Genomic DNA, 26,090 nt, shown 5'->3' with positions numbered 1-26,090 from the left:
TCAGAACATGCTCCCCGGCTCGTGGTGTGTTCAAAAGGAGCAAGTCATGAAGCGGAACCTGTTTGGCGTGTTGGCCAGCGTGGCGATTGCCGGAACGCTCGTGGCCGCACAGGGGTCCCCCTCGTCCGGGTCGCCGTCAGCGCAGTCCCCGTCCTCGTCACCCTCTCAGCAGCCAGCGATGCCATCAGCGGCGGAGCGCGAGCAGAACGTGACGGTCACGGGCTGTCTCATCCAGGGCTCCAACCCTGATACGTTCCTGCTGGAGAACGCCAAGACGTCAAGTGGTGGCTCCATCTCATCGTCTGCCCGGCCGTCATCGGGATCGGCGAGCCAGCCTGGCGCGAGCTCGTCGAGCATGTCGTCGGTGGCGAGTGCGGGTCAGACGTACGTGATCGATGGAGCGACCTCGCTGAACCTGAAGACGCAGGTCAACCACCAGGTGACGATCATCGGAACCGTGGCATCGGCCGCGGGCAGCTCGATCGGATCGCCCAGCAGCTCCGGCGCCGGATACGGCAGCGCAGGGAGCAGCAGCGCGAATCCCGGGAGCAGCGCGGGCAGCATGAGCGCGCCGAGCTCGAGCAGCTCCAGCTCCGCGAGCGCGCATCACGACGAGAGCAAGCTCGCGCGCCTGACGGCGAAGAGCGTGACGAAGATCAGCGACACCTGCTCGTCGGCTGACTAGAACGGCTTCGAGGTGTGCGTGTTGGTGTGAGGTGAGTTCTGAGCGGCGGTTCGAGGCAATGCTTCGATACCCGCCGCTCAGAACGGCCGTACGATCGCACCGTTCCGAGCGGTCACGCCACGGCCGCCGACGAGCCAGACCTACTGCTTCTTCGCGACGACGGTCGGTTCGTAGAGCAGTTGGCGGACGCCCTTGAGAAGATCCTCGTAGCGGAGATCGACGAAGCGGATCACACCGCTGCCGTCGATAACGTAGACGGCTGGATAGCCGCCCACATTCCAGGTCGAGGCGATCGGCCCGCGGCCGTCGGGCCCCGGCGCGTCCCACCACGATCGATAGTTCAGCGACTCCGATGCCTTGGCTTGCCTCGCTGCGGCCGCCGTGGACCCCGTCTCCACGCCGAGCAGCGCGAACGGCCACTGCCTGTAGAGCTCGAGCATGAGGCGCTCGTACGGGAAAAGACTGCGACAGATCCCGCACCACTCGGCGGAGAAGACGAGCGCGACGATCCGGCCGCGGTAGTCGCTGAGCCTGAACTCCACGCCGTCGAGATCTTTGCCGGCGATGTCGGGCGCGGTCTTGCCGACCGTGAGCGAGCTGATCATGAACCGCGGACCGGCAACGAGCCTCGCATGCCCGGGGCGCGCCGCGGCCAGCGCGTCGAGCTTGCGCAGCACCCGCTGCTCCTGAGAGGCGCTGAGACGTCTAGTCTGGACGTATCGCGCGAACTGCCACAGCACGGTTTCGGCATGCGGCGCCCACTTCGCCGGATCGGTTTCGCCGGCCAGCATGGTGTCGAGCGCGACGAGGCTCTCGGCCACTTGCCGGTCGGTGAAGGCTTTGACGGTCATCGGGACGTCTCGCGGGACGTCGAACGAGAGCGCCGTTTGTGCGAGAGCCTGGGAACCAGCGAGGATCAGCAGTGCCGGAACCAGGAGGAGCGGGCGGAGAACGCGTTGAGCCAGTAGTGCCACGAACTTGCTTCCTTGCGGTCGAACGCTTGCCAACGTCATGACAATGATAAGACCCGTGGAAGCGGAGTGCAGCCCCAAAAGCACCGAGGCTGCACTTTTCTGGGAGGCGACGACCTACTGAGGGAACCGGCCGACGGCGACGAGCAGGTCGAGACGGGCTCGTCGAAGGGCATCTTCCGCGATGGCGGCCGTTGTCTCGGCGTCGCGGGCGGAACGCTGCGCGTCGATCACCTCGATGTTGGTGGTCGCGCCGACCTCGAAGGCGGCCGTGCTGATCCGCAGCACCTCGTTGGCCTGGTCGGCCGCCCGCCGTGCGCTTTCGAGCGCCCGCTCCTGGCTCGCGACGGCCTCCTCGGCCACGCGGATTTCCGCCCGGACCTCGATCTCGCGCGTCGTGCGCGCGAGCTGCGCGCGGTCGAGCGCGATGCGGCGCAGCGCCAGTTGGGCGCGAGGCGACGAGTCGAACACCGGCTGTGAGATCGAGAACGCGAGCCGCCACGTGCGCGCCGGCTGGAACAACCCCGCTGGAGCGACGAGCTGTGGCGTGAACGCCACCGAGGCCGTCGGCACCCAGACCTTCCAGGCGTCGCGGATCACGTGCTCGGCGGATTGGATGGCCGCGGTCTGCGCGCGCAGGTCGGGGCGCCTGGTCATCCACTCCTCCGCCGCGCCCGACGGCGGCGGTTCGAAGGCCGGCACGCCGGCCGCGTCGATCGGGCCGTCTTCAGCCAGCGCGACGCCGAGCGCCTCCTGCGCGCGCCGCAGGGCCAGGCGCGTGTTCTCGAGGCGGGATTCGTCGCCCGACACGGCTTGCGCCGCGCGCAACTGGTTGAGGCGGCTGCCGACGCCGCCGGCCAGGCGCTTCTCCGCGTAGTCGAGATGCGCGCGGGCGTTCTCGAGCGCGCGCTCGTCGACGTCGAGCTGCCGGCGCGCGGCGACGACGGCGAGGTAGGCCTGCGCGGCGGCGACGGCGACCTGCCGGCGCACGTCGGCCGCCGTCTCGGTCGCGACCGTGATCTCGTCGCGCGCCTGCGAGACCTGCGCCCAGGGCACGGCCGCCAGGAGCGGCATCGACGCGGTGGCACCGAAGGCGAACTGGTTCTGCGGCTGCGTGACGCCGCCGCTGAACCCGCGCGACCCGTCGAGCGTGGTGTTCGAGACGGACGCGCTGACGAGAGGACGCGTCGTGGCGCGAACCACCTGGAGGCGCGCGTCGGCCTCCGACACGGCCGTCGCCGCCGTCGCCACCGACGGGTTCCGTTCGATCGCGATCCGCACGGCCTCGTCGAACTCCACACGCCGAACCGCCGGCGGTGCCTGTGCGAAGGCCGTCGCGGCCCACGCGATCGCGAACATCGCGGACAACGTCAGCCGGCCGCTCCGCTTCGCTCGCCCGGCGAACCGGGCCCCACGGACCTCGAACGGCGGACCGTTCTTGCTACGCATGCGCGACTCCTGTGTCGGGCGCGTCGCCGCCGCGAACGGCACGGCCCGGCGCCACCGTCCGGATCAGCACGTAGAGCACGGGAATGAACACGATGGAGAGGAACGTGGACGCGAGCATGCCGCCGACCACGGTCGTGCCCACCGAGTTGCGGCCGGCCGATCCCGCGCCGCTCGCCAGCGCGAGCGGCAGCACGCCCAGGATGAACGCGAACGACGTCATCAGGATCGGCCGCAGCCGGATCCGCGCCGCCTCGACCGCGGCCTCGACGATGGACTGGCCCTGCTCGCGAAGCTGCTCGGCGAACTCGACGATCAGAATCGAGTTCTTCGCCGCGAGCCCGATGAGCATCACGAGGCCGACCTGGCAGAACACGTCGTTCGACAGCCCCCGCATCCATTGGGCGCCGAGCGCGCCGAACACGGCGAGCGGCACGCCGAGCAGGATGATGAACGGCAGCACCCAGCTCTCGTACTGCGCCGCGAGCACGAGGTAGACGACGAGCAGGCTGAGGCCGAAGATGTAGATCGCCTGCGCCCCGCCCTTGATCTCCTCGAGCGCCTGCCCCGCCCACTCGAAGCCGTAGCCGGCCGGCAGCGTCTCGGCGGCGAGCTGCTCCATGGCCGCGAGCGCCTCCCCCGAGCTGACGCCAGGAGCGGGCCCGCCGGTGATCTCCGTCGATCGGAACAGGTTGAAGTGGCTGACCACCGCGGGCGCCGTCGACTCCGTGAGCCGCACGACGGAGTCGAGCGCCACCATCTGGCCGTTCGCCGACCGCGCGTAGTACTGCCGCAGGTTCGACGGATCGGCTCGGAAGCGCTGGTCGGCCTGCACGTAGACGCGGTACGCGCGGTTGTTGAAGTCGAAGTCGTTGACGTACTGCGAGCCGAGCAGCACCTGGAGCGCGTCGGTGACCTCGCGGATCGGCACGTTGAGGCTGCGGATGCGATCGCGATCGATCTCGACGAGCAACTGCGGATCGTTCGCCGTGAAGCTGCTGAACATGTTCGTCAACTGCCGCGACTGCATGCCCTTCGCGATCATCTGGCCCGTCACGGCCGCGAGCGTGTTCGTGTCGCTCCCGGCCTGATCGAGCACCTCGAACTGGAAGCCGCCGAACGACGAGAGCCCCTGGATCGCCGGCGGCGCCGTCGGGATCACGAGCGCGCCCGGAATCGCGCCGAACAGCATGCCGCGCAGCCGGGCCAGCACGGCCCCGAGCGAGTGGTCGGCGCCGCGGCGCTCCTCGAAGTCCTTCAGCTTCACGAACATCAGGCCCTGGTTCGGGGCCGCGCCGCTGAAGCTGAACCCGCCGACCGAGAAGACGCTCGCGATCTCCGGCTGCTTGAGCAGAATGGCTTCCGCCTGCCGGGCGATGTTCGTCGTGTACTCCAGCGACGCCCCGGACGGCGCCTGCAGGATCGTGATGAAGTAGCCCTCGTCCTCGTCGGGCAAGAACGACGACGGCACGGCCCGGTAGACGAGCCACGTGGCGCCGAGCGCCAGCAGGAACAGCCCGAGCATCGCGGCCCGCGCCCCGACCAGCACGCGAATCAGGCGCACGTAGCCGGCCGTCGCGCCGTCGATCACGCGGTTGACGCCGGTGAAGAACCAGCCGTGCGTGTGGCTCTCCTTGTCGAGCAGCAGCGCCGACAGCGCCGGCGTGAACGTGACGGCGTTGAACACCGACAGCAGCACCGCGAACGCGATCGTCAGCGAGAACTGCTGGTACATCCGGCCGGTCGTGCCCGGAAAGAACGCGACCGGCACGAACACGGCGATCAGCACGAGGCCGATGACGATGACGGCCGAGAACACTTCCTGCATCGCGTCGATCGCGGCGCGGCGCGCGCTCTTGCCGTGCTCGCGCATGTGCCGCTCCACGTTCTCGATCACGACGATCGCGTCGTCGACGACGATGCCGGTCGCCAGGACGATGCCGAAGAGCGTCAGGGTGTTGATCGAGAAGTCGAAGAGCTTCACGAACGCGAACGTGCCGACGAGCGACACGGGGATCGTGATGGCGGGGATGATCGTGCTGCGCCAGTTCTGCAGGAACAGGAACATCACGAGGACGACGAGCACGATCGCCTCCGCGAGCGTCTCGAGCACCTCGCGGATCGACTCGCGGACGACCTGCACGTTGTCGAAGGCGACGACGGCCTGCAGGCCCGGCGGGAAGTTGCGCTGGAGCCGCGTCAGCTCCGCCTGGACGGCGTCGAAGACGGCAATCGCGTTCGCCGACGGCAGCGGCTGGATGCCGATGCCCGACGCCTCCAGCCCGCCGAAGCGCAGGCGCGACGAGTAGCTCTCGGCGCCCAGCTCGACCCGTCCCACGTCGCTCACGCGCACGAGCGCGCCGTCCTCCCCGGCCTTGACGACGATGCCCTCGAACTGCGGGATCTCGGAGAGCCGGCCCTGCGCGCGGACGCTGAGCTGGAACATCTGGTCGGACGAGGCCGGCGACTCGCCGATGCTGCCGGCCGCGACCTGCACGTTCTGCTCGCGAAGCGCCGCGACGACGTCGCTCGCCGTCAGCCGGCGGGCCGCGAGCTTCGCCGGATCCAACCACAGCCGCATCGCGAACTTGCGCTCGCCGAAGATGATGATGTTGCCGACGCCCGGAATGCGCTTGAGCGCATCCCGCACGTACACGTCGATGTAGTTGCTGATGAACAGCGAGTCGTAGCGGTTGTCGGGAGAGAAGAAGCCGACGGCCCCGAGGAACCCGGCCGACTGCTTCGTGACCGTCACGCCGTTCGTCCGTACCTCCGGGGGGAGCCGGCCGAGCGCCTGGTTGACGCGGTTCTGCACGTCGACGGCCGCGAGGTCGGGATTGCGGCCAATCTCGAACGTCACCGTGATGCTGCTGAACCCGGAGCTCGTGCTCGACGAGCGGATGTTCATCATGCCTTCGACGCCGTTGATCGCCTGCTCGAGCGGCGTCGTCACGGCCGTCTCGACCGCCTGCGCGTTCGCGCCGGTGTAGAACGACGAGACCGTGACGGTCGGCGGCGTCAGATCCGGGTAGCGCGCGATCGGCAGCGAGGGGATCGCGATCGCGCCGGCCAGGATGATCAGCAGCGAGCAGACCGTCGCGAGGATCGGACGGCGGACGAAGAAGGCCGAGAGCACTACTCGCCTCCCGTCTTCGCGCCCGCCGGACCGCCGGCCGCCGCAGGCGGCGGCGCGGCCGGCATCGCCGTGACCGGCGCGCCGTCGCCGATCTTCTGCGTGCCCGAGACGATCAGCCGATCGCCGGGCGCGAGCCCGGATCGCACGACGTACTCGCTGCCGACGACGTCGCCGAGCGAGACCGGGCGCTGGCGGGCGATGAGTCCGCTGCCGCTCGATTCGGCGACGAACACGAAGAACTGGCCGTTGATCCGCGTGACCGAGACGACCGGCACCGTGAGCCCCGGGTGCGTGTCGAAGATCACGGCGGCCTTCACGGTCTGGTCGGTGCGGAAGCGGCCGCCGCGCGCGTCGAGCGGCGTCTTGACCAGCACCGTCTGCGTCTCATCGTCGACGGTCGGCGAGACGAACGTCACGCGCTCGGTCGCGAGCACCTCGCCAGCGTCGCTGAGGATCCGAACCGGCAGGCCGATACGCAGGCGCGCGGCCTGCTGCACCGGCACGTTGATGTACACCTCGAGCGCGGAGTTGTCCTCGACCGTCGTGAGCGGCGTGGCCTTCGTCACGCGATCGCCCACGCGCACGGGGATGTCGCCGACGACACCGGCGGTCGGCGCGACGACGCGGTAGTAGGCCAGCTCCGCCTGCTGCTGGCGGATCTGATCCTGGATGGCCTCGAGCTGCGCCTCCGCGGTGCGCTGCTGCGTGACGGCCAGCTCGTACTCCTGCCGGCTCATCGCGCCGATGTCGAGCATCGCCTTGGCGCGCTCCGCTTGCTGGCGGGCGAACGACGCGTCCGCGTCGCGGGCGATCCGCATCGACTCGAGGCTGGCCACCGCCGCCTGCTGCACGTTCGCGTCGATCTCGAAGAGCGGCGTGCCGCTCGAGACGCGATCGCCCGCGGTGGCGAGGATCTTCGTGATGAAGCCCTCGGCCTGCGGCTGGATACGCGTGGAGCGGCGCGACTTCAGCACGCCGACGAAGAGACCGCTCTCCTCGATGGGCTTCTCGGCGAGCGCGACGACGCCAACCGGCATGCCGACACCGCCGCCTGCTGCGGCACCCGGCGGCGTACCCGCCTCCGGGCCGGAGGTGCACGAGGCCGCGATCGTACCGGCCGCAACGAGCAGCGCGGCCATCCAGACGGGCACGGCGCATCGGCCGAACGCCGGCAGCCAGGATCTCGATTGTGATGAAGGCATAGAGTCCACGACCAGACGAGCCAGGGGACAAGGCTCGCAAACCCTATACGTTATCAAACACGTTGGGTTCGGCCACTACACGACGGCGCGCACCGCGGCGGCGGGACTCTATAATCCGAGAGTGTCTCGCCAGTCGGTCGACGGCATGGTCGACGACGTCTACGTCGAGCTGCGGCGCGTCGCCGCGCGGTACATCAGGCGCGAACGCGCCGCCAGCGTGCAGGCGAGCGACCTCGTCCACGACGCGTACCTCCGCCTCGCGAAGGACGGCGGCACCCCCTGGACGGATCGCGCGCACTTCCTCGCCATCGCGGCGATCGCGATGCGACGGCTGCTCGTCGAACGCGCGCGAGCGCGCGGCGCGGCCAAGCGCGGCGGCCGCCGCGTCCAGGTGACGCTCGACGAGCGCCTGCTCGTCGGCGACGACCCGAGCCATGCCGTGGATCTCGTGGCGCTCGATCGCGCGCTCGCGGAGCTTGCCGCGCTCGATCCGGCGCAGGCGCGCATCGTCGAGCTGCGGTACTTCGGCGGCTTGTCGATCGAGGAAACGGCCGCCGCGCTCGCGATCTCGCCCGCGACCGTGAAGCGCCACTGGACGGTGGCGCGCGCCTGGTTGCTGCGCGCGCTCACGGCCGCCTCCTGAGATGGCCCGCCCGCTCGATCCCGCGACCTGGCAGCGCGTCACCGACGTCTTTCACGCCGCGCTCGAACATCCTGCCGATGAGCGCGCGGCGTTCCTGGACCGCGCCGCTGCCGGAGATGCACGCGTCCGTGACGAGGTGGAGGCACTGCTCTCGGCCCACGGTGCGGCGGGTGACTTCCTGGAGAAGCCGCCGGCGGAGGTCGCGGCGCTGGCTGGATCCACGGCGACCGAAGACTTGCCCGTCCCCGAACACATCGGGCCGTACGCGATCCGCGGAGTGCTGGGCCTGGGCGGCATGGGGGTCGTCTACCTCGCCACCGATACGCGGCTCGGCCGTACGGTCGCGCTCAAGACGGTCGCTCCGGCGCTGGCGCGCGACGACACGCGACGCGAGCGCCTTCGACGCGAAGCGCGCGCGGCCGCGTCGCTCGTGCATCCCGGCATCGCGACGGTCTTCGCGCTCGAGGAGATCGACGGGCAGGTGTACGTCGCGGCCGAGTACGTGCAGGGCGGCACCCTCCGCGAGGAGATCGCCCGCGGCGTCTTGCCGCTCGACCGCGCGCTCGACGCGATGATCGCCGTGTCGCGCGCGATCGCGGCCGCCCACGCGCGCGGCATCGTGCACCGCGATCTCAAGCCCGAGAACGTGATGCGCACGTCGGACGGCACGCTGAAGGTGCTGGACTTCGGCCTCGCCCACGATCCCGAGTGGCCGGCGCCGGGGCTCACCCTCGAGGGCCACCTCGTCGGCACGCCGGCCTACATGGCGCCGGAGCAGGCACGCGGGCAGCGCGCCGACGCGCGCGCCGACGTCTTCTCGCTCGGCGTGATGCTGTACGAGCTTCTCACCGGCACGAACCCGTTCGCCGCCGAGGACGCGGCGTCCACGCTCGCGCAGATCCTCGAGGTCGAGCCGCCGCCGTTGGCGACGCGCGTGCCGGCAGGAGCGCCACCCGAGACCGTGGCGATGCTCGAGCGCACGCTGCGGACGTGCCTGGCCAAGACGGCCAGCGATCGATTCCAGTCGGCGGCCGAGCTGGCGGGCGCGCTCGAGCAGATCCGCCGCCAGCCAGGGCTGGCGGCAAAGCCTCTCGACGTGTCCACCCATCCGTCGCCCGCGCGAGGACGCTGGTGGTGGCTGTTCCACCAGGTGACGGCAGCAACCGGATACCTCCTGCTGCTGCTCCCGCTGTGGGATCGGCGAACCGCGTTCGGCGACCCTCGAGCCGGCACGCTCGTCTTCGTCGCCGGCCTCGTCGCCGCCGTCGTCGCCAGCACGCTCCGGCTGCACCGCTGGTTCGCGATCCAGCTCGACCCTGCGGCCGGTCCCACGCCCGACGTGCGCGGAACGCGGTGGCTCCGCGCCGCCGATCTGACGTTCTCGGGTGCGCTCGCCGTCGAGGGCATCGGCGCCGTGCTCGCCGCGCCGGGTTGGGGCGTGCTGCTGCTCGGCGCCGCCGCGGCCGTGCTCGTCACCGCCGTCGTGATCGAACCGACGACGGCGCGGACGGCGTTCGGCCGGGAAGCGCCGGTGTGAGACGGACGAGCGCCGAGGTGCGCGCGGCACGGTTCAGCGCGCAAACCGCGTCCGCAACGCGACGAGCGCCATCGACATCGATTCACGGGCGGTCGACGCAACGATCGGCGCGAGCACGGTGCGCAACCCGAACGGCACGTCCCGGCTCAGGCTGATCGACTCGCACTCGGCGATGACGCCGCCGGGCACCGCCTCGTATCGCCAGTACGCGTTCAGCTTCCAGAGAAACCCCCGGTCTTCACCCGGGCCGAGCCGCCGCTCCTGCGGCGTGCCCGGCGCACGCAACTCGGCGATCGCGATGGCCCGGCTCTCGCTCGAGGCGCGCGTCGCGCCCAGGAGGCTGAACGTGACGTCGTGCTCGGTGTCGTAGACGACGGTGACGATCTTCTGGCGCCGCAGCCTCAGGAACACCCGCGCCGATCGGGGCCGTCGTTCGAGGATCGCCGATCGGAGGACGTCGTCCTGGATCACGGGCGGATCGGCGCGCTCGATCGACGCGATGAGATCCGGCACCGTGACGTTCGGCACGAGCACGGCGCCGCGCCAGTGGTGTACGAGCGCGTCCGGGACCTCGACCGGTCCATCGCCGTCCTCGGCGGTTTGCATGGCTCGCACGAGGATCTGCCCGGCGAGGACGTCGCGCCGATCGACCCGTCCGCCTGGCTCCGCGTCCATCACGAGGAACGACCCGGCGTGCGCGGTGTCCACGTGTCGCCGGTGCTCCGTCGCCGCCACGTATCGCTGCCATCCCGAGAGCGTCGCCGGGCCGGGGCCGGCCCCTGCGGCACGGAGCGAACTGGTTGGCGAGATGGCCAGCACGGCCAGCGCCAACACCACACGGACGGCTCGACGATTCACAGCGGAGCTCATGCCTGCGTAAGCGCGAAGCACGACCGAACCGGCTCGCAGCGCGGCGTGGGTCGCACGGTCGGACGATCGAATGAGCCGCCGGCGAATGAGCCGCCGACGCGCGTCCTCGCGCATACGTGGATGGAGGGCAACTGCCGATGGCCACCACGCCGCTGACTGCGTCCCAGTTCTCCAGGACCGAGCCCGCTCCTTCCGCCACGCGCGATCTCAGGAGCCTGACCGCCGCGTGGGAGAAGAAGGCGCTGATCTGGATGGCGCGCCGGATCCCGCGCGCGATCCACTCGGACCATCTCACCGCGCTGGCGCTCGTCGCGATGGCTGGGGCCGGAGCGTCGTACTGGTTGGCGAGCACGACGCCCGTAGGTCTCTGGCTCGCCTCGCTGTGCCTCGTCGTCAACTGGTTCGGCGACAGCCTCGACGGCACACTCGCCCGCGTGCGCGATCGTCAACGGCCGCGGTACGGCTTCTACGTGGATCACGTCGTGGACGAGTTCGGCGTCGCGTTCCTGCTCGGCGGGCTCGCGCTCTCTGGCTACATGAGCCCTCCGGTGGCCATCGCCCTGATGGTCGTGTACTTCATGCTGTGCATCGAGGTCTTCCTCGCCACGCACGTGCTCGGCCGGTTCCGGATGAGCTTTTTCAAAGTCGGACCGACCGAACTGCGGCTGCTGCTCATCGCAGGAAACGCCGTGGCTGTCTGGCATCCCACCGCGAACGTGCTCGGCTCCACGCTGCCCGTGTTCGACGTCGGCGGGGCGATTGGCGCGGCTGGCCTGCTCGTCACGCTGCTCTACTCTGCCGCGCGGAACACGCGCGCGTTGTATCGGCTCGAGCCGCTTCCCGGAGCTGAACGCTCGTGACGTCACGCCGGGGCGTGGCGTTCGTCGCGGTGGGCGCGCTGGGCTTCGCCGTGCAGATCGGGACGGTCTGGTCGTGCACGGTCCTGGCTGGCGTGCCGCATGCCGTCGCCACGGCGCTCGGCGTGGCGACGGCCATCGTCCACAAGTACGAATGGCACCGGCGCTGGACATGGCGCGATCGCACCGGCCGCTCGCCCGGCGCGGCGCCGTTCGTGCGCTTCGTCGTGGCGACGGGTGCGCTCTCGCTCGTCGGCAACGTCGCGATTGTCTCGCTGCTCGTGGCCAACCTGCCCATCGGCGTCGTGGCGGCCAACGCCGGCGCCGTCACGGCCTGCGCGTTCGCCAACTTCGTCGTCACCGATCGGCTCGTGTTCACACCGCGCTGACGATCGCGATCACGGGCCGTCGGCCTCAGCCCATTGCTATGATTGGTCGTTGTCTTCCCGGATCTCGCGCGTCGCGTCCTATCCGGCGGTGGCCTGCATTGCGGCCGCCGTCGTGCTGTCGCTCGTCGCGACCGCGTCGTCTCAGACGCCGGGAGCCTTCGTGCTCTACACGCCTGAGGCGCGCCATCAGCTCACCGTGCGCACGCTCGGCGGCGCGGAGTTCGTCTCGCTGGAGCAGCTCGCGTCGATCTTCAAGCTGCGCATCACGGAAGACACGCTCGTCGGCGGGCTCACGGTCCAGGGCAGCGGCCAGACCATCCTCCTGATCCCGGGGCAGTCGTTCGCCTCGATCGGACCCGGCAAAGTCGTCGCGCTGCCGGCGGCCCTCCAGCGCGATCGCAACACGTGGCTCGTGCCGATCGACTTCCTGCGGCTCGCGCTCGGACCTGCGCTCGGCCAACGCGTGGAGATCCGGCGGCCCGCCCGCACGGTCCTGTTCGGAGACGTGCGCCTGCCGCAAATCACCGCGCGCATCGACCGCGTGCCGCCCAACGCGCGCGTCACGCTCGAGCTGCAGTCGCCGGCGCCGCATCGCGTCACCCGCGAGGGCAACCGGCTGCTCGTGCGGTTCGACGCCGTGGACGTCGATCTCGCGCCGGTGCAAGGGGAAGCCGACGAGTTCGCGCCGGCCGTGCACGCCGACGGCACGACCGTCGTGGTCGATCTCGGTCCGTCCGCGGCCAACTATCGCGCGGACGACTCGGACCCGGCGCGCGTGACGATCGATCTGCTCGCGCCCGGGGCACCGCCGGCCGCGCCGCCGCCCGTGCCGGTCGCCCGCGCCGCTGCGCCCGACCCTGGCACGACCGGCCGTTCCACCGGCCTGGACACGATCGTGCTCGATCCCGGGCATGGCGGCGACGATGACGGCGTGCGTGGGCCGGGGGGCACGAAGGAAAAGGACTACGTCCTGCAGTTCGCGCGACGGCTCAAGGCGGCGATCGAAACGCGCATCGGGCTGCGGGTCGTGCTGACGCGCGATGCCGACGAGGCCGTGCCGCTGGATCGCCGGGCAGCCATCGCCAACAACGACAAAACGGATCTTCTGATCAGCCTGCACCTCAACGCCTCGGTGCGCCAGGAGACGCGCGGCGCGCAGGTGCTCGCGCTCAACGCGGCCGAGTACGCGAACCGCACCGGCACATCGGAAGTGAGCGAGCCGCCTGTCCCCGTGATTGGCGGAGGAACGCGCGCGATCGATCTCGTGCCGTGGGATCTCGCGCAGTTGCCGTTCGTCGATCGGTCCGTCGCGGTCGCCGCGACGCTGGCGCGCCAGCTCAAGGCGCATCAGGTGCCGCTCTTGAGCGACGACCCGGCGTATCTGCCGCTGCGTCCGCTCGTGTCGGCGAACATGCCCGCCGTCATGCTCGAGATGGGTTTCCTCTCCAACGGCGACGAGGAGGCGGCGTTGAATCGGGCCGACCGGCCCGGCGCGATCGTCGAGGCGGTGATCGCCACGGTGGAGGAACTTCGGCGGAGTGCGCCCCTTCCGCCGCCGCTGCCCGGGGCGCGGCCGTGACGGCAGTACGCCGCGGCGATCCGCCAGACGACGCGCGTGCCGGCACCGCCGCCGCGGAGAGCCAGAACGGTCAGGCTCGCGCCGTCGTGCGGATCTCGCGGACGCACCTGTGGGCGGCCGGCCTGGCCGGCGCGACGGTGCTCGCGCTCGGCGTCTGGCTCGTCACGGCCAAGCTGCCGGCCCTGCTCCATCGCTCGGCCGCCAGCGGCGCGCCTGCGGCCGAGGCGCCGGTCTCGAGCCACGACGGCCGGCGTATTCTCGCGACGCTGTACTACGTGGCCGACGACGGCTACGGCCTCGTGGCGACGCGGGGCACGGCGCTCTACGGTGCGACCCCCGAGGAACAGGCCAGACAGATCGTCGTCGCGCAGGTGCAGGCGCCGCCGAGCGGCCAACGGTCCGCCATTCCGGATGGCACGACCGTCCGCACCGTGTTCCTCACGCAGGACGGCCGCGCGTACGTGGATCTCGGCGGCGCGATCCGCACGGGCCACACCGGCGGATCGTTCGACGAAGCGCTGGCCGCCTACGCGATCGTCAACGCCCTCACGGTGAACCTGCCGAGCGTGACCGCCGTGCAGATCCTCATCGACGGCCAGCAGGTGGACACGCTGGCCGGCCACCTCGATCTGAGATACCCGCTGAGCAAGGCGCTCGAGTGGGTGCGGAAAGGACCATGAGCCCGATGCCCCGACTGGATGGCCGTCTTCCCGACATGGTGCGGCCGACGAAACTGACGACTGGCGTGTCGATTCACGCCGAAGGATCCGTGCTGATCGAGGTCGGCCTCACGCGCGTGCTGTGCACGGCGTCGACCGAGGAGCGCGTGCCCCCCTTTCTCCGGGGATCCGGCAAGGGCTGGGTCACGGCGGAGTACGGCATGCTGCCGCGCGCGACGTCCACTCGAACGACGCGCGAGGCGACGACGGGCAAGGTGGGCGGCCGCACGCAGGAGATCCAGCGGCTGATCGGCCGCTCGCTCCGCTCGGTCGTGAACCAGACCGAGCTCGGCGAGCGGACGATCTGGATCGACTGCGACGTGCTGCAGGCCGACGGCGGCACGCGCACGGCGTCGATCACGGGCGGCTTCGTCGCGCTCGTGCTCGCGCTCGAACGCCTGCGCGAGCAGGGGACGCTCGCCCGCGTGCCGGTGACTGACTACGTCGCGGCGACCAGCGTCGGCGTGGTCGACGGCACGCCGCTGCTCGATCTCGCCTACACCGAGGATTCGAAGGCCGAGGTGGACATGAACGTCATCAAGACCTCGGACGGCCGCTTCATCGAAGTGCAGGGCACGGCTGAGTCGAAGCCCTTCAGCCGCGCCGAACTCGACGCGCTGCTCGCCCTGGCCGACATGGGCATCCGCGCGTTGATCGAACAGCAGCGCGGCGCCGTCGGAAAGATCCTGAAGTACTGACCGTCGTTCTTCGGCCCGGCGTCAGTTGACGACGTAGTCCACGAAGCACGCCGCCGACGGTTCGAGGAACGGGTCGTGTTCGAAGTCGTAGCCGGCGCTCGACAGCGCGCGCGTCGCGCCCGCAGGCGCGGCGCCGGCGCCCCTCGCGCCGCCGAACAGGATGCCCAGGCCCGTGGTGCGCGTGCGCATCGCCCGCGGGTCGAGCACGGTCGCGATCGTGTCGCGCGCGTCCTGCAGGTGGCGCCGCGACGCGGTGTCGGTCACCCTCGGCAGCGCCGCGGCGATCTGCGCATCGAGCGCGCGCAGCTCGCCGCGCAGCATCGCGCGGATCTCGTCGACCGGCGGCGGGCCGATGTTCAGCCGGTTGTCGAACGTGTCGAGGTAGGCGCGCTGCACGTTGCGCCGGTAGATGTCGATCGGCTGCGCCGGGTTCTGCAGCTCGGACCAGAGGCCGTTGCGCAGATCGCTCAGGAACTGGAGCGGCGCGTACGCGCCCGGCGCGACGGTGGCCTGCTCGGCCATCCGGTCGAGGCGCGGTACTTGGAGCAGCGCGTTGAGCAGCGACGTCTGCGCCGTGCGAACGCGGGCGACCGTGCCGACCGGCTCGATCCGCGCGAGGATCTCGCGGCTGGTCAGGAAGGCGGGCGCGCGAAAGACGTTCTTCAGCAGAAACTGTAGCGCGTCGGCTTGCCGGGCGCGCGGCACGATGGTGTAGCGGGCGCCGGTCTGCCCCGGATAGACCTCGCGCGATTCCACCCCGCCGATCAGGTTCGCCACGTGGCCGACCTCGAGGCGCCACTGCGCGACGAGCCGCCCGTAAGTATCGCGCAGGTCGTCGTACGACTCGCCCGGCCGCGTCGTCGCCGGGATCAGCATGTCGGCGACGCGCTGCAGGTTCTTCAGGCCGAGCTCCGTGGCGTGCACCGGATCGGCGTCGCCGACCGATTCGCGCTGCTGGCCCGGATCGAACGGAAACGCGTCGAGCTCGGAGGTGCCGCCGGTCATGAATCGCAGGTACGGCGTCGTGTCCTGCTCGCGGGCCCACTGGTCGAGCGTCTTCCTCTCGTCGTCGGGCATCGACGCACCCGGCACCGGCTTGTAACCCCAGGCGATCGCCCACCGGTCGTACGGTCCGATCTTCGGGATCAGATCGTCGACGGCGATGCCGTCCTCCGGCTGCGCGACGTAGTTGAAGCGCGCGTAATCCATGATGCTGGGCGTGTGACCGTTCTCCTTCACCCAGTTCTTGTCGCGGACCTGCGCCAGCGAGTAGAGCGAGCTGGCCTTCATGTTGTGCCGCAGGCCGAGCGTGTGCCCCAGCTCGTGCGCGACGACGAACTCCACCAGCCGGCCCATCAGATCGTCGGGCAGCGGCAGCGACGTCGCGCGCGGGTCGAGCGGGCCGACCTGCGTGAAGTACCACATCGACGCGAGGTTCAGCACGTTGTGGTAGAGCTGGATGTCGGCTTCGAGGATCTCACCGCTGCGCGGATCGTGGATGTTCGGCCCCGACGCGTTCTCGATCGTCGACGGCAGCCAGCGGATCACCGAGTAGCGCACGTCCTCCGGATCCCAATCGGGGTCCTCCGTCTTCGACGGCGCCTCCTTCGCGACGACGGCGTGCTCGAAGCCCGCGGCCTCGAACGCCGGGTTCCAGTCCTCGATGGCCTTCTTGATCCACGGCACGAACCGCGCGGGCGTCGCCGGATCGACGTAGTAGACGATCGGCTTCACGGGCTCGGAGATCGCGGCCGTCGGGTCCTTCTTCTCAAGCCGGTAGCGCAACAGGAACTCGCGCTCCGCGACCTTGTTCTCTTCCCGTCCGAAGTCGAAGGTGCCCGTGGTGAAGTAGCCGATGCGCTGATCGAACAGCCGCGGCGTCATCGGCGTTTCCGGCAGCTTGACCATGCTGTGGAACAGCACGATCGTGCCGCTCGTGCCCGGCCCGCCGCGCCCGCCCCCGTCGGTGATGCCGGTGTAGGTCTGCGTGACCTGCACGTTGATGTTCTGCGGGAACGACACGACCTTCTCGATGTAGGTGCGGCTCGGATCCATGCCGCGTGCGCCGAGCGCCTGCCGCGGCGAGAACTCCATCAGCTCGGCGGTGAAGAGCGACGTGACGTCGATCACGAGGTTGCCGATCGGGCTGATCGCCGCGACGTTGAACGCGCGCAGGATCGCCGGGTTGTTCGCGTCGGCGACCGCCTGTGCGATCGGCTTCGCCGGATCGGCCACGACGTCGTAGTGCACGAGCTTGAGGAACACGCGGTTGCCGTGCTGTTCCCAGCGGACGACGTGGTCGTCGATGACCTGGCCGCCGTACCCCGCGCCGAGCGTCGTCTTCTTGATCTGCGTGACCCAGAGGAAGTCCTTGCCGAGCTCGCTCTTGGGAATCTCGTAGTAGACGGTGTCGCCCACGCGATGCACCTTGAAGATCCCGTCGTCGGTCCGCGCCTCGCTCGTGATGACCTGGTTGAAGGGACGCGGTCCGCCGCCGCGTCCTCCGCGGCCGCCTGGCGGCGTGGCTGGCGCTTGCGCGGACGAGTTGTCCTGGCCGGCCGGCGCCGGCTCGGCGGGCGCCGGTGACGGTGCCGGAGACGGATCCTGCACCGCGAAGATGGGATCGCTTGGCGTGACGACGCCCTGCGATCCGACGGTCGGGCCCTGCGCCGACGTGCCGACTACGAATGCTGCCGCCGAAACCGCGCCGAGCACCCAGCCCGGCATGGTGCGCTTCGCTGCCATGCCCCGCTCCCTGGAGAGACGAACCCGTAAAAAGTATACGGGATAGAATCGGCGCCGTGCTGCTCGTCGCCACCACCAATGCCGGCAAGATCAGGGAAATCCGTGAAGTTCTCGGCGACCTCCCGCTCGATCTCCGCACGCTCGAGGACATCCCGCCCATCCCGGCACCCGAGGAAACCGGCCGGACGTTCGCCGAAAACGCCGCGATCAAGGCCCTGGCGTATGCGGAAGCTTCGGGACTGCCCACCGTTGCGGAAGACTCAGGGCTCGTGGTCGACGCCCTGCTCGGACGCCCGGGCGTCGAGAGCGCGCGCTACCCGGGACGCGACTACCCTGAGCGGTTCGCCAACCTGTATCGCGAGCTGGCCCCACACCCGCGCCCGTGGATGGCGCGGTTCGTCTGCTCGCTCGCCTATGCCCAACCACGATCCGCCGCGTCGTCGGCGCGGATCGTCTTCACCGACGAGGCCACCGTGGAGGGCGAGATTGCGACTCGGCCGAGCGGAACGAACGGCTTCGGCTACGACCCCATCTTCTTCTATCCTCCCTACGGCCGCACGTTGGCCGACGTCGACGACGAGCAGAAGCTCACCGTTGCGCACCGCGGGAAGGCGTTCCGGGCGTTTCGGCGGTATCTGACGGGTACGACGGGTTCAAGGTAGGCACTGATACGACGGGCACGACGGGCGAGCGGAACGAGCTCGCGCGGGTCAGTTTTCTTGGTTCAGGTACGACGGGTGCGACCGGTACGACGGGCACGACGGGCGACAGGAACGAACTGGCGCGGGTCAGCTTTCTTGGTTCAGGTTACGACGGGTGCGACCGGTACGACGGGCACGACAGGCGATAGGAATGAGCGGGTGCTGGCCAGCTTCGTTCCGCATGGCGGCGAGACGTTTTCGAACGTCGAGTCGGATGGCCAACGTGATTCGTTCGCCACGATAACGGCACGCGCGGCTGCGGACACGCCGGTGCGCTACGAAGGCGCGTTCGATGACATCACCTCGTCGTGCGATCGACCCGGCCGGCCGGAGAGCACAGCGGATGCGGCGCTGGCTCGTCGGCCTGATGCTCGCGACAGGGCTGGGTATTGGCGCCGTGTTCTGGACGCTGGGCACGAGCGACCCGTCGTTCGACGGTGCGCCTGCCTGGTCGCCCGACGGCCGCCGCATCGTCTTCGCCGTGGAGCGCGGCGCGCAATCGGACGTGTGGATCATGAACGCGGACGGCAGCGGCCGGGCGCCGCTCCTCGAGACGTCGTCGCAGGAAACGTCGCCGGCCATCGCGCCCGACGGCAAGCGCATCGCGTTCGAGACCGACCTCGACGGCAACGTCGACATCGTCGTCATGAACCTGGACGGCAGCGGCATGCGGCGATTGACGTCGCATCCGGCCGGCGATCATGCGCCGGCCTGGTCGCCGGACGGCCGGATGCTCGCGTTCGTCTCGGAACGATCGGGAGGCGATGCCCGCGATGTGTACGTCATGAACGCTGACGGCAGCGGCGTGCGCCGTTTGACGGACGGGGGCCAGTACTGGGCGCCGCAATTCAGCCCGAACGGCACGGAGATCGCCGCGCAGGGCGGCCGGGACGTGTACCTCATCGCGGTCGCGACCGGTGCGCGGCGGCGGCTGACCTACGATCCGCAGAACGGCATGTCGCCGACTTGGTCGAACAGCGGCACGCGGCTCGCCTTCGCGAGCACCCGCCGGGCGCGGCTCGAGCTGTTCACGACGGACGTCGACGGCTCGAACCAAGACCTGCTGCTCTCGATGCCGGGCGGCAGCGCCATGGATCCCCGCTGGTCGCCGGACGGTACGCACATCGCCTTCGTCTACGTACCGCAAGTCGACAACGCGCCAAAGGGCGCGCCGCAACCATACGCCATCTACATGCTCGAGGTCGCGACGAAGAAGGTGACGCGGGTCAGTCGATGATTCATCGGGTGCGTCGGGTACGACTCGGTGGGTGTGGACATGCGCAAGGCTCCGAATCAGGTTACCTGTTCCCCGTGCCGGCGACTGTGGCCAACCGCCGCCGTCACAGCCGTTGCCATCGTGACTCTCGCGTTGCGCATCACTGGGACGGTTCCCTTAACCGCCGTCTTCGGCCAAGCACCTTCGGGCAGCGGCTACTCCGAACACTTCATCGAGTCGCGCGGCGTGAAGCTGCATTCCCTCGACTGGGGCGGCCAGGGCGAGCCGCTGGTGATTCTGACCGGCTTCGGCACGCCGGCCGATACCTTCGGCGATTTGGCCGTTGGCCTACGTGATCGCTTTCACGTTTACGCGCTGACACGTCGCGGCATGGCACCGTCGGCGGTGCCTGCCAGTGGATACGAACTCGAGATGCTGGTCGCCGATGTCATCGCGTTTCTCGATGCCAAGCAGCTTGCGCGAGTGCACCTTGTCGGGCACTCGATCGCGGGACTCGAGATGACGGAGATCGCATCGCGCTGGCCCGAGCGTGTCCGCTCACTCGTGTATCTGGACGCGATCGCAGATCCGGCCTCGGCACACGCCGTTCTTCAGAAGGATCCGCTCAACCAGACGCCGTCGACCGGCGCAGTCTGGGCTGAGATCAATCGCTGGTGGAGTGGCCACTCAGTGAACTTTCAAAGGGTCAAGTCACCCACGCTGGCGATCACTGCGCTCGAAGGGCGGCGTCCTGACATTCCACCGGATGCGAGCGCAGAACTTCGTAGCCGAGCCCAGGAGTACTGGCGAACGGCTATCGTTCCGTTGAAGGAGCGTTGGATCGCCACGTTTCAACAGCAAGTGCCGCAGGCGAAAATGGTCACCTTCGAAGGGGCTGATCACTACTTCTATCTGAGCAGAGGCGCAGAGACGCTCACGGAAATGAGGAGGTTCTACGACAGTGCACGGTGACAGTGCCTCCTAGGCGCCAGATTGCCGGATGTCGGAGCAAATCGGACGAGGGGGTTACTGGACCGCCTTCCCGATTGCATCCGCGGCGGCAACAGGAGAGATTCGTTCCTGCGCCAACATGAACGGTCCCTTCAGCATCTCGCCGAACGCGGCACGTTCTGCCGGAAACAGCTTGTCATGACGGGCCGAAGTGTGGCGCCTACCAGGCGTTGCCCAGTGCTTCCAACGCTGCCATGAGTCGAGGTCCATCAGTAAGCTCCGCAGTCGCGGGAAGCTGGCCCTGAGGTTGGACGGAATGCCATATCCAGCCTCGTCACAATCTCCCCGGTAGACTGCGTTCGCGGCGCCAATCCAGTTGTGAACAGTGGTCGCCATCGAAGCCGTCATGCTCACGTCGCACCCGAACCAACGAAGGTGACCCGCGTCAGTTCGTTCCTCTCGCCTGTCGTACCCGTCGTACCGGTCGTACCCGTCGTACCCGAACACACCACATCGCCTCTGGCGGCTTCCGGCATAAAGTTACGGGCGATGATCGCGGACTCTCCTTGCCCGAGCCGGCGCGATGTGCTCGCGGCCTTGCTGTTCGGTGCAGCTGGCGTGCGGCTCGATGCACGCGCCGGGACCACGCGAACGACGGATCTGACGGCGCTCGACGCGGTGGAGGCCGCGCGTCGCCTCGCGTCGGGCGCCGTCACGCCGCTCCAGCTCACCAATGCGTACCTCGAGCGCATCGCCGCGCGCGATCCGGTTCTCCACGCGTTCATCACCGTGACCGCCGACCGCGCGCGGCGCGACGCGCAGGCTCCGCTTCGAGGACCGCTGCGCGGTATTCCGATCGCGCACAAGGACTTGTTCGAGACGGCGGGCGTGCTGACGACCGGGGGCTCGCGCCTTTACCGCGCCCACGTTCCCGCGCGCGACGCCGCCATCGTCGCCGCCCTGGCGCGAACCGGCGCGGTGATGCTCGGCAAGACCAACACGCACGAGCTGGGCGGCGGCGTCACCACGCTCAACCCGTTCTACGGCACCACGCGTAACCCGGCGAATCCGCTGCGGATTCCCGGCGGCTCGAGCGGCGGATCCGCGGCTGCGGTCGCCGCGCACCTCGCCGCGGCCGCGACCGGCAGCGACACGGGCGGGAGCGTCAGGATCCCCGCGGCCTTGTGCGGCTGCGTCGGGTTCAAACCGAGCTATGGCCGGCTGAGCACGCAGGGCCTGCTCGGGGCGTGTCCGACATTCGACCACGTGGGCCTGCTGACCCGATCGGTAGCGGACGCGTCGTGGATCTTCCGCGCGGTCGTCGGCGGCGCAGCATCGCGCCCGGCGCCCCGCCGGCCGCGCATCGGCATCGCGCGGCGCTTCTTCTTCGAACGGCTGCAGCCCGACGTCGAATCCGCGATGACGCGCGTCGTCGAGCGGCTGCGCGAACGGGGCGCGCTGATGGTCGATCGCGATCTGCCGCTCGACGATCACACGATGGCGCGCGTGTTCGATCCGATCGTCGCGGAAGAGATCTGGTCGCGGTACGGATCGGCATGGAAAGTACGGCCGCAGGATTTCTCGCCCGCGTTCGCGGCGATCTTCGCGACGCCGCCGCCATCGCTCGTGGAGATCGCGCGCGCCCGGCGCGCGCGCGCCGTGTTTCAGGCCGCGGTGACCGACGTGTTCGACGAGGTGGACGTGATCCTGACGCCGACGGTGCCGATCACGGCGCCGCCAATCGCGGGCCCGATCGATGCCGCGCTGATCCTGCGCAACACGTGGCCGTTCAATGCCGCGCGCACGCCGGCGATCTCGATGCCGGCCGGCGCGGATCGCGACGGCTTGCCCATCGGCGTGCAGCTCGCCGCGGCCCCGGGCCGAGACGATGCGCTGCTCGCGGTTGCCGCGCTCCTCGACTAGAGCGTCTTCAATCCCTCGATTTCCCTGGCTGTCCGCCGTCCGCTCTCGATCGCGCCGTTCATGTAACCCTGCCAGCGGATGCTCGTGTGCTCGCCGCCGAACACCACGCGGCCGAACGGGCGCGACAGCCAGTCGCGCCAGGCTGGATCGAAGCCAGCGTCGAAGTACGCGTAGCCACCGCGCGACCAGGGATCGGTCTCCCAGGCGATCGCGAGCGACGCGAGCACACGCGACGGCCGGCCCAGCCAGGCGAGCTCGGCGGCGACGCCGTCAGGTCCGCGGCGCCGCAGAAGATCCTGCAGCGCGGCCGACGCGCCACCGCCAGCGAGCAGGCTGAGCACACCTTCCGGCCCGCGTTGCTGCTCGTTGCCGTCCCAGACCGCGCCGGTCGCCCGATCCGATCCGAAGGCCAGCGGCCGGCCCACGTGACGCCAGAACCGGCGGGCGAACTGCAGCAGCAGCCGCGTGGCCGCGCCGTACTTCAGATGCTCGAGCGCGTCGCGCTGCGGCTCGGGCAGCCCGGGCTCGAAGCGCACGTCGCGCAGCACGGACGCCGGCAGCGTGCTGACGAGATAGTCGGCGCGGCGCTCGACGACACCGTGCGCCGTCTCGACCGTCGTGACGACACCCGCCGCGTCCTGCCGCACGCGCCTGAGTGCGGCGTTCAGATCCGGCGGCGTGCGCAGACGACGCGCCAATTCGGTCGCGATTGCGTCGTTGCCGCCGGTGAGCCGCACCATCCGTTCGCTGCCCTGGGCGTTCGTCGCGAAGAAGTCGACGAGGGCGAGCAGCGACAGATCCTCCGGGTCGGCGAGGAAGAGGCCGCGCAGCGCGCGGAGCCGCTGCCGCATGCGCGCGTCCGCCCGCACCTGGTCGAGCCATGTCGAGACCGGCGTACGCGACAGACGCTGGACGATAGGGCTGTGCCAGCGCTGCTCCGTCAGCTCGTACGCCTCGATGTGGGGCCGCAGCAGACGGCCGAGCGCCTCGAAGAGATCGAGGTGCCGCTGGACGCCGACCCGGCCGCGCGCATCCGTGCCGTAGTAGCCGAACCCGCCGCGAAGGATCCGGCTCGTCCGGAGCCGCAGTTCCCGCGCGAGCTCGAGGACCGACGTCTGCGCGGACTCGATCAGATCCGCGCCGCCTTCGGCGTGCTGTCCCGCCGCGAGGCCACGGATCGTCCAGACGCGGCCACCGAGGCGATCGCGCGCTTCGACGATGCTCACCGTCGCGCCCGCGCGCTCGAGGTCGCGCGCAGCCACGAGCCCGGCGAGGCCGGCGCCTGCAACGAGCACGGTGGTGCCGGACAATGGACCGCGCGCAGAAGGCCGAGGCATCGCCACATGATGCCCTGGTTCCCGCGCCACGTCATCTCCGCCGGACGCCGCACGCTCCAATCAGATCGCGCGTTTGGGACGCAAGGCGCGCGGCCGCGCGAGCGCGTCGCGCCTCGCTATAATCCCCGCATGCCGTTCCGAGCGGCCGCCTCGCTTCTCGCCGTCTCGTGCCTCTTCGGCAGCGCGACGTTGCTGACCGCGCGACCGGCGGTACAGTCGAACCAGCAGCCGCCGGCGAGCGCGCCCTCGACGCAGTCGGCCGCCGACGAAGCGGGCGCCGCGCTGCTCGTGCGCATGTGCAACAAGTGCCACGACTCGGCCCGCATCGTCGAACGCCGGCGCACGAAGGGCGACTGGCAGGACATCATCTTGAAGATGATGGAGAAGGGCGCCGAAGGCGACGAGACGGAGTTCGAGACCGTCTTCACCTACCTGTGCCGCCGGCACGGCCTGATCCGCGTCAACGACGCCGGGACCGAGGAGATGATGACGACGATGGCGCTCACGCGGGCTGAAGCGGAGGCGATCGCCGCCTATCGCACGGCGCACGGCCCGTTCGCGGATTTCGCGGCGCTCGCGAAGGTTCCCGAGATCGACGCAGCGAAGCTCGAAAAGGCGAAGGACGGCCTCGTCTTCTGAATGGCGAAGTCGGTCCCGCGTCAGTTCAAGACGAACATGTAGAGCGAGCCGTTGCTCGTGAACAGCACGTGCTGCTTGCCGTCGAGCATGAACGTCTCGGGCGGGCTCTGCAGGCCGCCGATCTGCGAGTACCAGAGCCCCTTGCCCGTCGCCGCGTCCCACGCTTCCGCGTTCTGGCCGTTGCTCACGAACAGCACACCGCCGGCCGTGGTCAACAAGCCGGGACTTCCTCCCGTCATCTTCTTGCGCCACGCGATGTTCCCCGTCTTGTAGTCGATCGCGACGATGTAGGAGGGGAGCGACACGCCGCCGCCACCGCTCGTGCCGCCGAGGCCCATCGAGCCGCGCGGATCGGGCTCCATCAGGTAGCTGACCGACAGCGAGTTGTTCTCGTTGACGTAGAACAGGCCCGTGTCCGGTGAGAACGTCGGGGGCGGGTAGTTCAGCACGCTGCTGTTGACGAGCGTGCCGGCCACGAGCGCGTCCTTGTACGGGTTGCGCTTCGGCTGCCCTTTCGAATCGAGGCCCTGCGCCCACACGTTCGTCAGCCCGATCTTGCTCGTCACGAGGTGCTCGCCCGTCACGCGATCCAGCACGAAGAAGTAGCCGTTGCGGGTAGCGGTCATGATCAGCTTGCGCACTCGGCCGTTGAACGGCGCGTCCACGATGACGGGCGTCTGCGTCGAGTCCCAGTCGTGCGTGTCGTGCGGCGAGGTCTGGTACCACCACTGAATCTTGCCCGTGTCGACGTTCACGGCGAGCAGCGCCGACGTGAACAGGTTGTCGCCTTCGCCGCGCCCCTGCGTGTAGGCCGGCGTCGGGTTGCCGGTGCCGTAGTAGTAGAGGTTCAGCTCCGGATCGTACACGCCCGGGATCCAGGTGGCGCCGTTGCCATGCTTCGCGGCATCGAGGCTGGCCCATGTCTCGAGCCCGAAGTCGCCGGGCTGCTGCGGCGTCGAGTACCGGATCCACCGCATGGCGCCGGTCTTCGGATCGAGCGACTTCAGGAACGCGGGCGCGTCGAGGTCGTTGCCCGTGCCGACGAGCAGATGGCCCTTGATCGGCATCGGCGCGTTGGAGGTGAAGTACTGCTGGTCGAACGGCGCGACCTCGTGGCGCCACACTTCCTTGCCGTTGCGGGCGTCGAGCGCGACGACCCAATCGTCGTGCTGCGAGAAGTAGATGAGGTTGCCGAGCATGCCGGGCCCGCGCGTGCCGGTCGTCGTGCCACCGCGCGACTTCCAGTAGTTGTGCCAGAGCACCGCGCCGTCGCGTGCGTCCACGGCGAACACGTTGTTCGGCGAGGCGGCGTACAGCCGGCCGTCGACCATCAGGATGCCGCCGCCGATCCGCGCGGGCCCGCAACTGTTCGCTTCACCGGTGCCGAGCCCGCCGGCGACGATCGGATAGGTTGGACCGGCCGGACCGCCGCGGCCGCCGCCTCCGCCGCCGAATCCTGCCGGTGCCGCCGGCGGCGTACCGGTGGGGCCGCAGCCCTGGACGAGCGGCGTGATCCACTTCAGGCTGAGGTGCTTGACGTTGTCCTTCGTGACGAGCTTCAGCGCGCTGTAGCGCTTGCCCGTGAGGTCGCCCGAGTAGCTCGTCCACTCGTCGGAGAGCGGCTTGTAGATCCGGGCTTGATCGAGGCCGCCCACGTCGGGCGGCAACTGGCCGGTCTGCACGGTCTCCCCTGTCCAGCCTGGATCACCGGGCCCGAGCGGCGTCGGACCGCTGGGGGCGTAGTACGGAGTAGGGTTCTGTGCCTGCGCGGCGATGAGCGCCGACGCGGCGGCGAACGACAGCGTGAGGACGAGTCTCTTCATGATCGCGGCCTCTCTTGCGCTCT

22 protein-coding genes are annotated in these 26,090 nt (G+C 69.6%); 13 read left to right on the top strand and 9 right to left on the bottom strand.

Annotated features, from left to right (window positions below):
• The first annotated feature begins 178 nt into the window (after positions 1-178).
• Positions 179-685 (top strand): hypothetical protein, encoded by a 507-nt coding sequence (locus tag IT184_12480; GenBank protein MCC7009622.1) that lies wholly within the window; start codon positions 179-181, stop codon positions 683-685.
• 140 nt (positions 686-825) lie between these two features.
• Here the strand turns inward: IT184_12480 and IT184_12475 are convergent, their stop codons facing one another.
• From IT184_12475 to IT184_12460, 4 genes are all read right to left on the bottom strand, one after another.
• On the bottom strand, positions 826-1,536 hold the full coding sequence (locus IT184_12475; GenBank protein MCC7009621.1) for a TlpA family protein disulfide reductase: 711 nt from the start codon (positions 1,534-1,536) through the stop codon (positions 826-828).
• Positions 1,537-1,773: 237 nt separating this feature from the next.
• Positions 1,774-3,105 carry a TolC family protein gene (locus tag IT184_12470; GenBank protein ID MCC7009620.1) on the bottom strand — a complete coding sequence of 444 codons (1,332 nt, stop codon included), beginning with the start codon at positions 3,103-3,105 and terminating at the stop codon, positions 1,774-1,776.
• A complete protein-coding gene (locus IT184_12465; GenBank protein ID MCC7009619.1) occupies positions 3,098-6,238 on the bottom strand; it encodes a multidrug efflux RND transporter permease subunit in 3,141 nt (1,046 codons plus the stop codon). Before IT184_12465 ends, IT184_12470 begins: the two co-directional genes overlap by 8 nt.
• Positions 6,238-7,389 carry an efflux RND transporter periplasmic adaptor subunit gene (locus IT184_12460; protein ID MCC7009618.1) on the bottom strand — a complete coding sequence of 384 codons (1,152 nt, stop codon included), beginning with the start codon at positions 7,387-7,389 and terminating at the stop codon, positions 6,238-6,240. The genes IT184_12465 and IT184_12460 overlap by 1 nt, the downstream gene beginning before the upstream one ends.
• Before the next feature lie 196 nt (positions 7,390-7,585).
• On the opposite strand from IT184_12460, the gene IT184_12455 reads away from it, so the two are divergent.
• Positions 7,586-8,083, top strand: a complete 498-nt coding sequence (locus tag IT184_12455) for a sigma-70 family RNA polymerase sigma factor (GenBank protein MCC7009617.1) — start codon at positions 7,586-7,588, stop codon at positions 8,081-8,083.
• 1 nt (position 8,084) lies between these two features.
• Positions 8,085-9,620: a serine/threonine protein kinase gene (locus IT184_12450; GenBank protein MCC7009616.1), complete on the top strand. Its 1,536-nt coding sequence runs from the start codon at positions 8,085-8,087 to the stop codon at positions 9,618-9,620.
• 33 nt (positions 9,621-9,653) lie between these two features.
• Here IT184_12450 and IT184_12445 read toward each other — a convergent pair whose 3' ends face one another.
• Entirely contained in the window at positions 9,654-10,478 is an 825-nt protein-coding gene (locus IT184_12445) for a hypothetical protein (GenBank protein MCC7009615.1), read from the bottom strand.
• Positions 10,479-10,627: 149 nt separating this feature from the next.
• Here IT184_12445 and IT184_12440 point away from each other — a divergent pair, with 149 nt between their 5' ends.
• The 5 genes from IT184_12440 to rph are packed head-to-tail and all read left to right on the top strand — an operon-like array spanning position 10,628 to position 14,732.
• Positions 10,628-11,350 carry a CDP-alcohol phosphatidyltransferase family protein gene (locus IT184_12440; protein ID MCC7009614.1) on the top strand — a complete coding sequence of 241 codons (723 nt, stop codon included), beginning with the start codon at positions 10,628-10,630 and terminating at the stop codon, positions 11,348-11,350.
• Complete coding sequence (locus IT184_12435) at positions 11,347-11,736, top strand: GtrA family protein (GenBank protein ID MCC7009613.1); 390 nt, start codon at positions 11,347-11,349, stop codon at positions 11,734-11,736. The genes IT184_12440 and IT184_12435 overlap by 4 nt, the downstream gene beginning before the upstream one ends.
• 49 nt (positions 11,737-11,785) lie before the next feature.
• Positions 11,786-13,315 (top strand): N-acetylmuramoyl-L-alanine amidase, encoded by a 1,530-nt coding sequence (locus IT184_12430; protein MCC7009612.1) that lies wholly within the window; start codon positions 11,786-11,788, stop codon positions 13,313-13,315.
• Positions 13,312-13,995 carry a GerMN domain-containing protein gene (locus tag IT184_12425; protein ID MCC7009611.1) on the top strand — a complete coding sequence of 228 codons (684 nt, stop codon included), beginning with the start codon at positions 13,312-13,314 and terminating at the stop codon, positions 13,993-13,995. Before IT184_12430 ends, IT184_12425 begins: the two co-directional genes overlap by 4 nt.
• Positions 13,996-14,000: 5 nt before the next feature.
• Positions 14,001-14,732, top strand: a complete 732-nt coding sequence (gene rph, locus IT184_12420; GenBank protein ID MCC7009610.1) for a ribonuclease PH — start codon at positions 14,001-14,003, stop codon at positions 14,730-14,732.
• Between the two features lie 21 nt (positions 14,733-14,753).
• On the opposite strand, the gene IT184_12415 is transcribed toward rph, so the two are convergent.
• Positions 14,754-17,477 carry a zinc-dependent metalloprotease gene (locus IT184_12415; GenBank protein ID MCC7009609.1) on the bottom strand — a complete coding sequence of 908 codons (2,724 nt, stop codon included), beginning with the start codon at positions 17,475-17,477 and terminating at the stop codon, positions 14,754-14,756.
• A 47-nt stretch (positions 17,478-17,524) separates the two neighbouring features.
• Between IT184_12415 and IT184_12410 the strand changes: the two genes are divergently transcribed.
• The 3 genes from IT184_12410 (at position 17,525) to IT184_12400 (ending at position 20,366) form a co-directional block, all read left to right on the top strand.
• Entirely contained in the window at positions 17,525-18,139 is a 615-nt protein-coding gene (locus IT184_12410) for a non-canonical purine NTP pyrophosphatase (GenBank protein ID MCC7009608.1), read from the top strand.
• 331 nt (positions 18,140-18,470) lie between these two features.
• A complete protein-coding gene (locus tag IT184_12405) occupies positions 18,471-19,415 on the top strand; it encodes a PD40 domain-containing protein (GenBank protein MCC7009607.1) in 945 nt (314 codons plus the stop codon).
• 120 nt (positions 19,416-19,535) lie between these two features.
• Positions 19,536-20,366: an alpha/beta hydrolase gene (locus IT184_12400; GenBank protein ID MCC7009606.1), complete on the top strand. Its 831-nt coding sequence runs from the start codon at positions 19,536-19,538 to the stop codon at positions 20,364-20,366.
• A 54-nt stretch (positions 20,367-20,420) separates the two neighbouring features.
• Here the strand turns inward: IT184_12400 and IT184_12395 are convergent, their stop codons facing one another.
• Positions 20,421-20,759, bottom strand: coding sequence for a hypothetical protein (locus tag IT184_12395; protein ID MCC7009605.1), 339 nt, complete (start codon positions 20,757-20,759; stop codon positions 20,421-20,423).
• A 204-nt stretch (positions 20,760-20,963) separates the two neighbouring features.
• Here IT184_12395 and IT184_12390 point away from each other — a divergent pair, with 204 nt between their 5' ends.
• A complete protein-coding gene (locus IT184_12390) occupies positions 20,964-22,268 on the top strand; it encodes an amidase (GenBank protein ID MCC7009604.1) in 1,305 nt (434 codons plus the stop codon).
• Here the strand turns inward: IT184_12390 and IT184_12385 are convergent.
• Positions 22,265-23,605, bottom strand: a complete 1,341-nt coding sequence (locus tag IT184_12385) for an FAD-dependent oxidoreductase (GenBank protein ID MCC7009603.1) — start codon at positions 23,603-23,605, stop codon at positions 22,265-22,267. The genes IT184_12390 and IT184_12385 overlap by 4 nt on opposite strands.
• A gap of 129 nt (positions 23,606-23,734) precedes the next feature.
• Here IT184_12385 and IT184_12380 point away from each other — a divergent pair, with 129 nt between their 5' ends.
• Positions 23,735-24,244, top strand: a complete 510-nt coding sequence (locus tag IT184_12380; GenBank protein ID MCC7009602.1) for a helix-hairpin-helix domain-containing protein — start codon at positions 23,735-23,737, stop codon at positions 24,242-24,244.
• 20 nt (positions 24,245-24,264) lie between these two features.
• Here the strand turns inward: IT184_12380 and IT184_12375 are convergent, their stop codons facing one another.
• The gene (locus tag IT184_12375; protein ID MCC7009601.1) at positions 24,265-26,067 is read right to left on the bottom strand and encodes a PQQ-binding-like beta-propeller repeat protein; all 1,803 of its coding nucleotides are present in this window, start codon (positions 26,065-26,067) and stop codon (positions 24,265-24,267) included.
• Positions 26,068-26,090: the final 23 nt, after the last annotated feature.

The organism is Acidobacteriota bacterium, from assembly GCA_020853395.1.
GTDB lineage: Bacteria > Acidobacteriota > Vicinamibacteria > Vicinamibacterales > SCN-69-37 > JADYYY01.
Note: the sequence above shows the minus strand (reverse complement) of the source record. Positions and strands in the feature narration are given on the sequence as shown.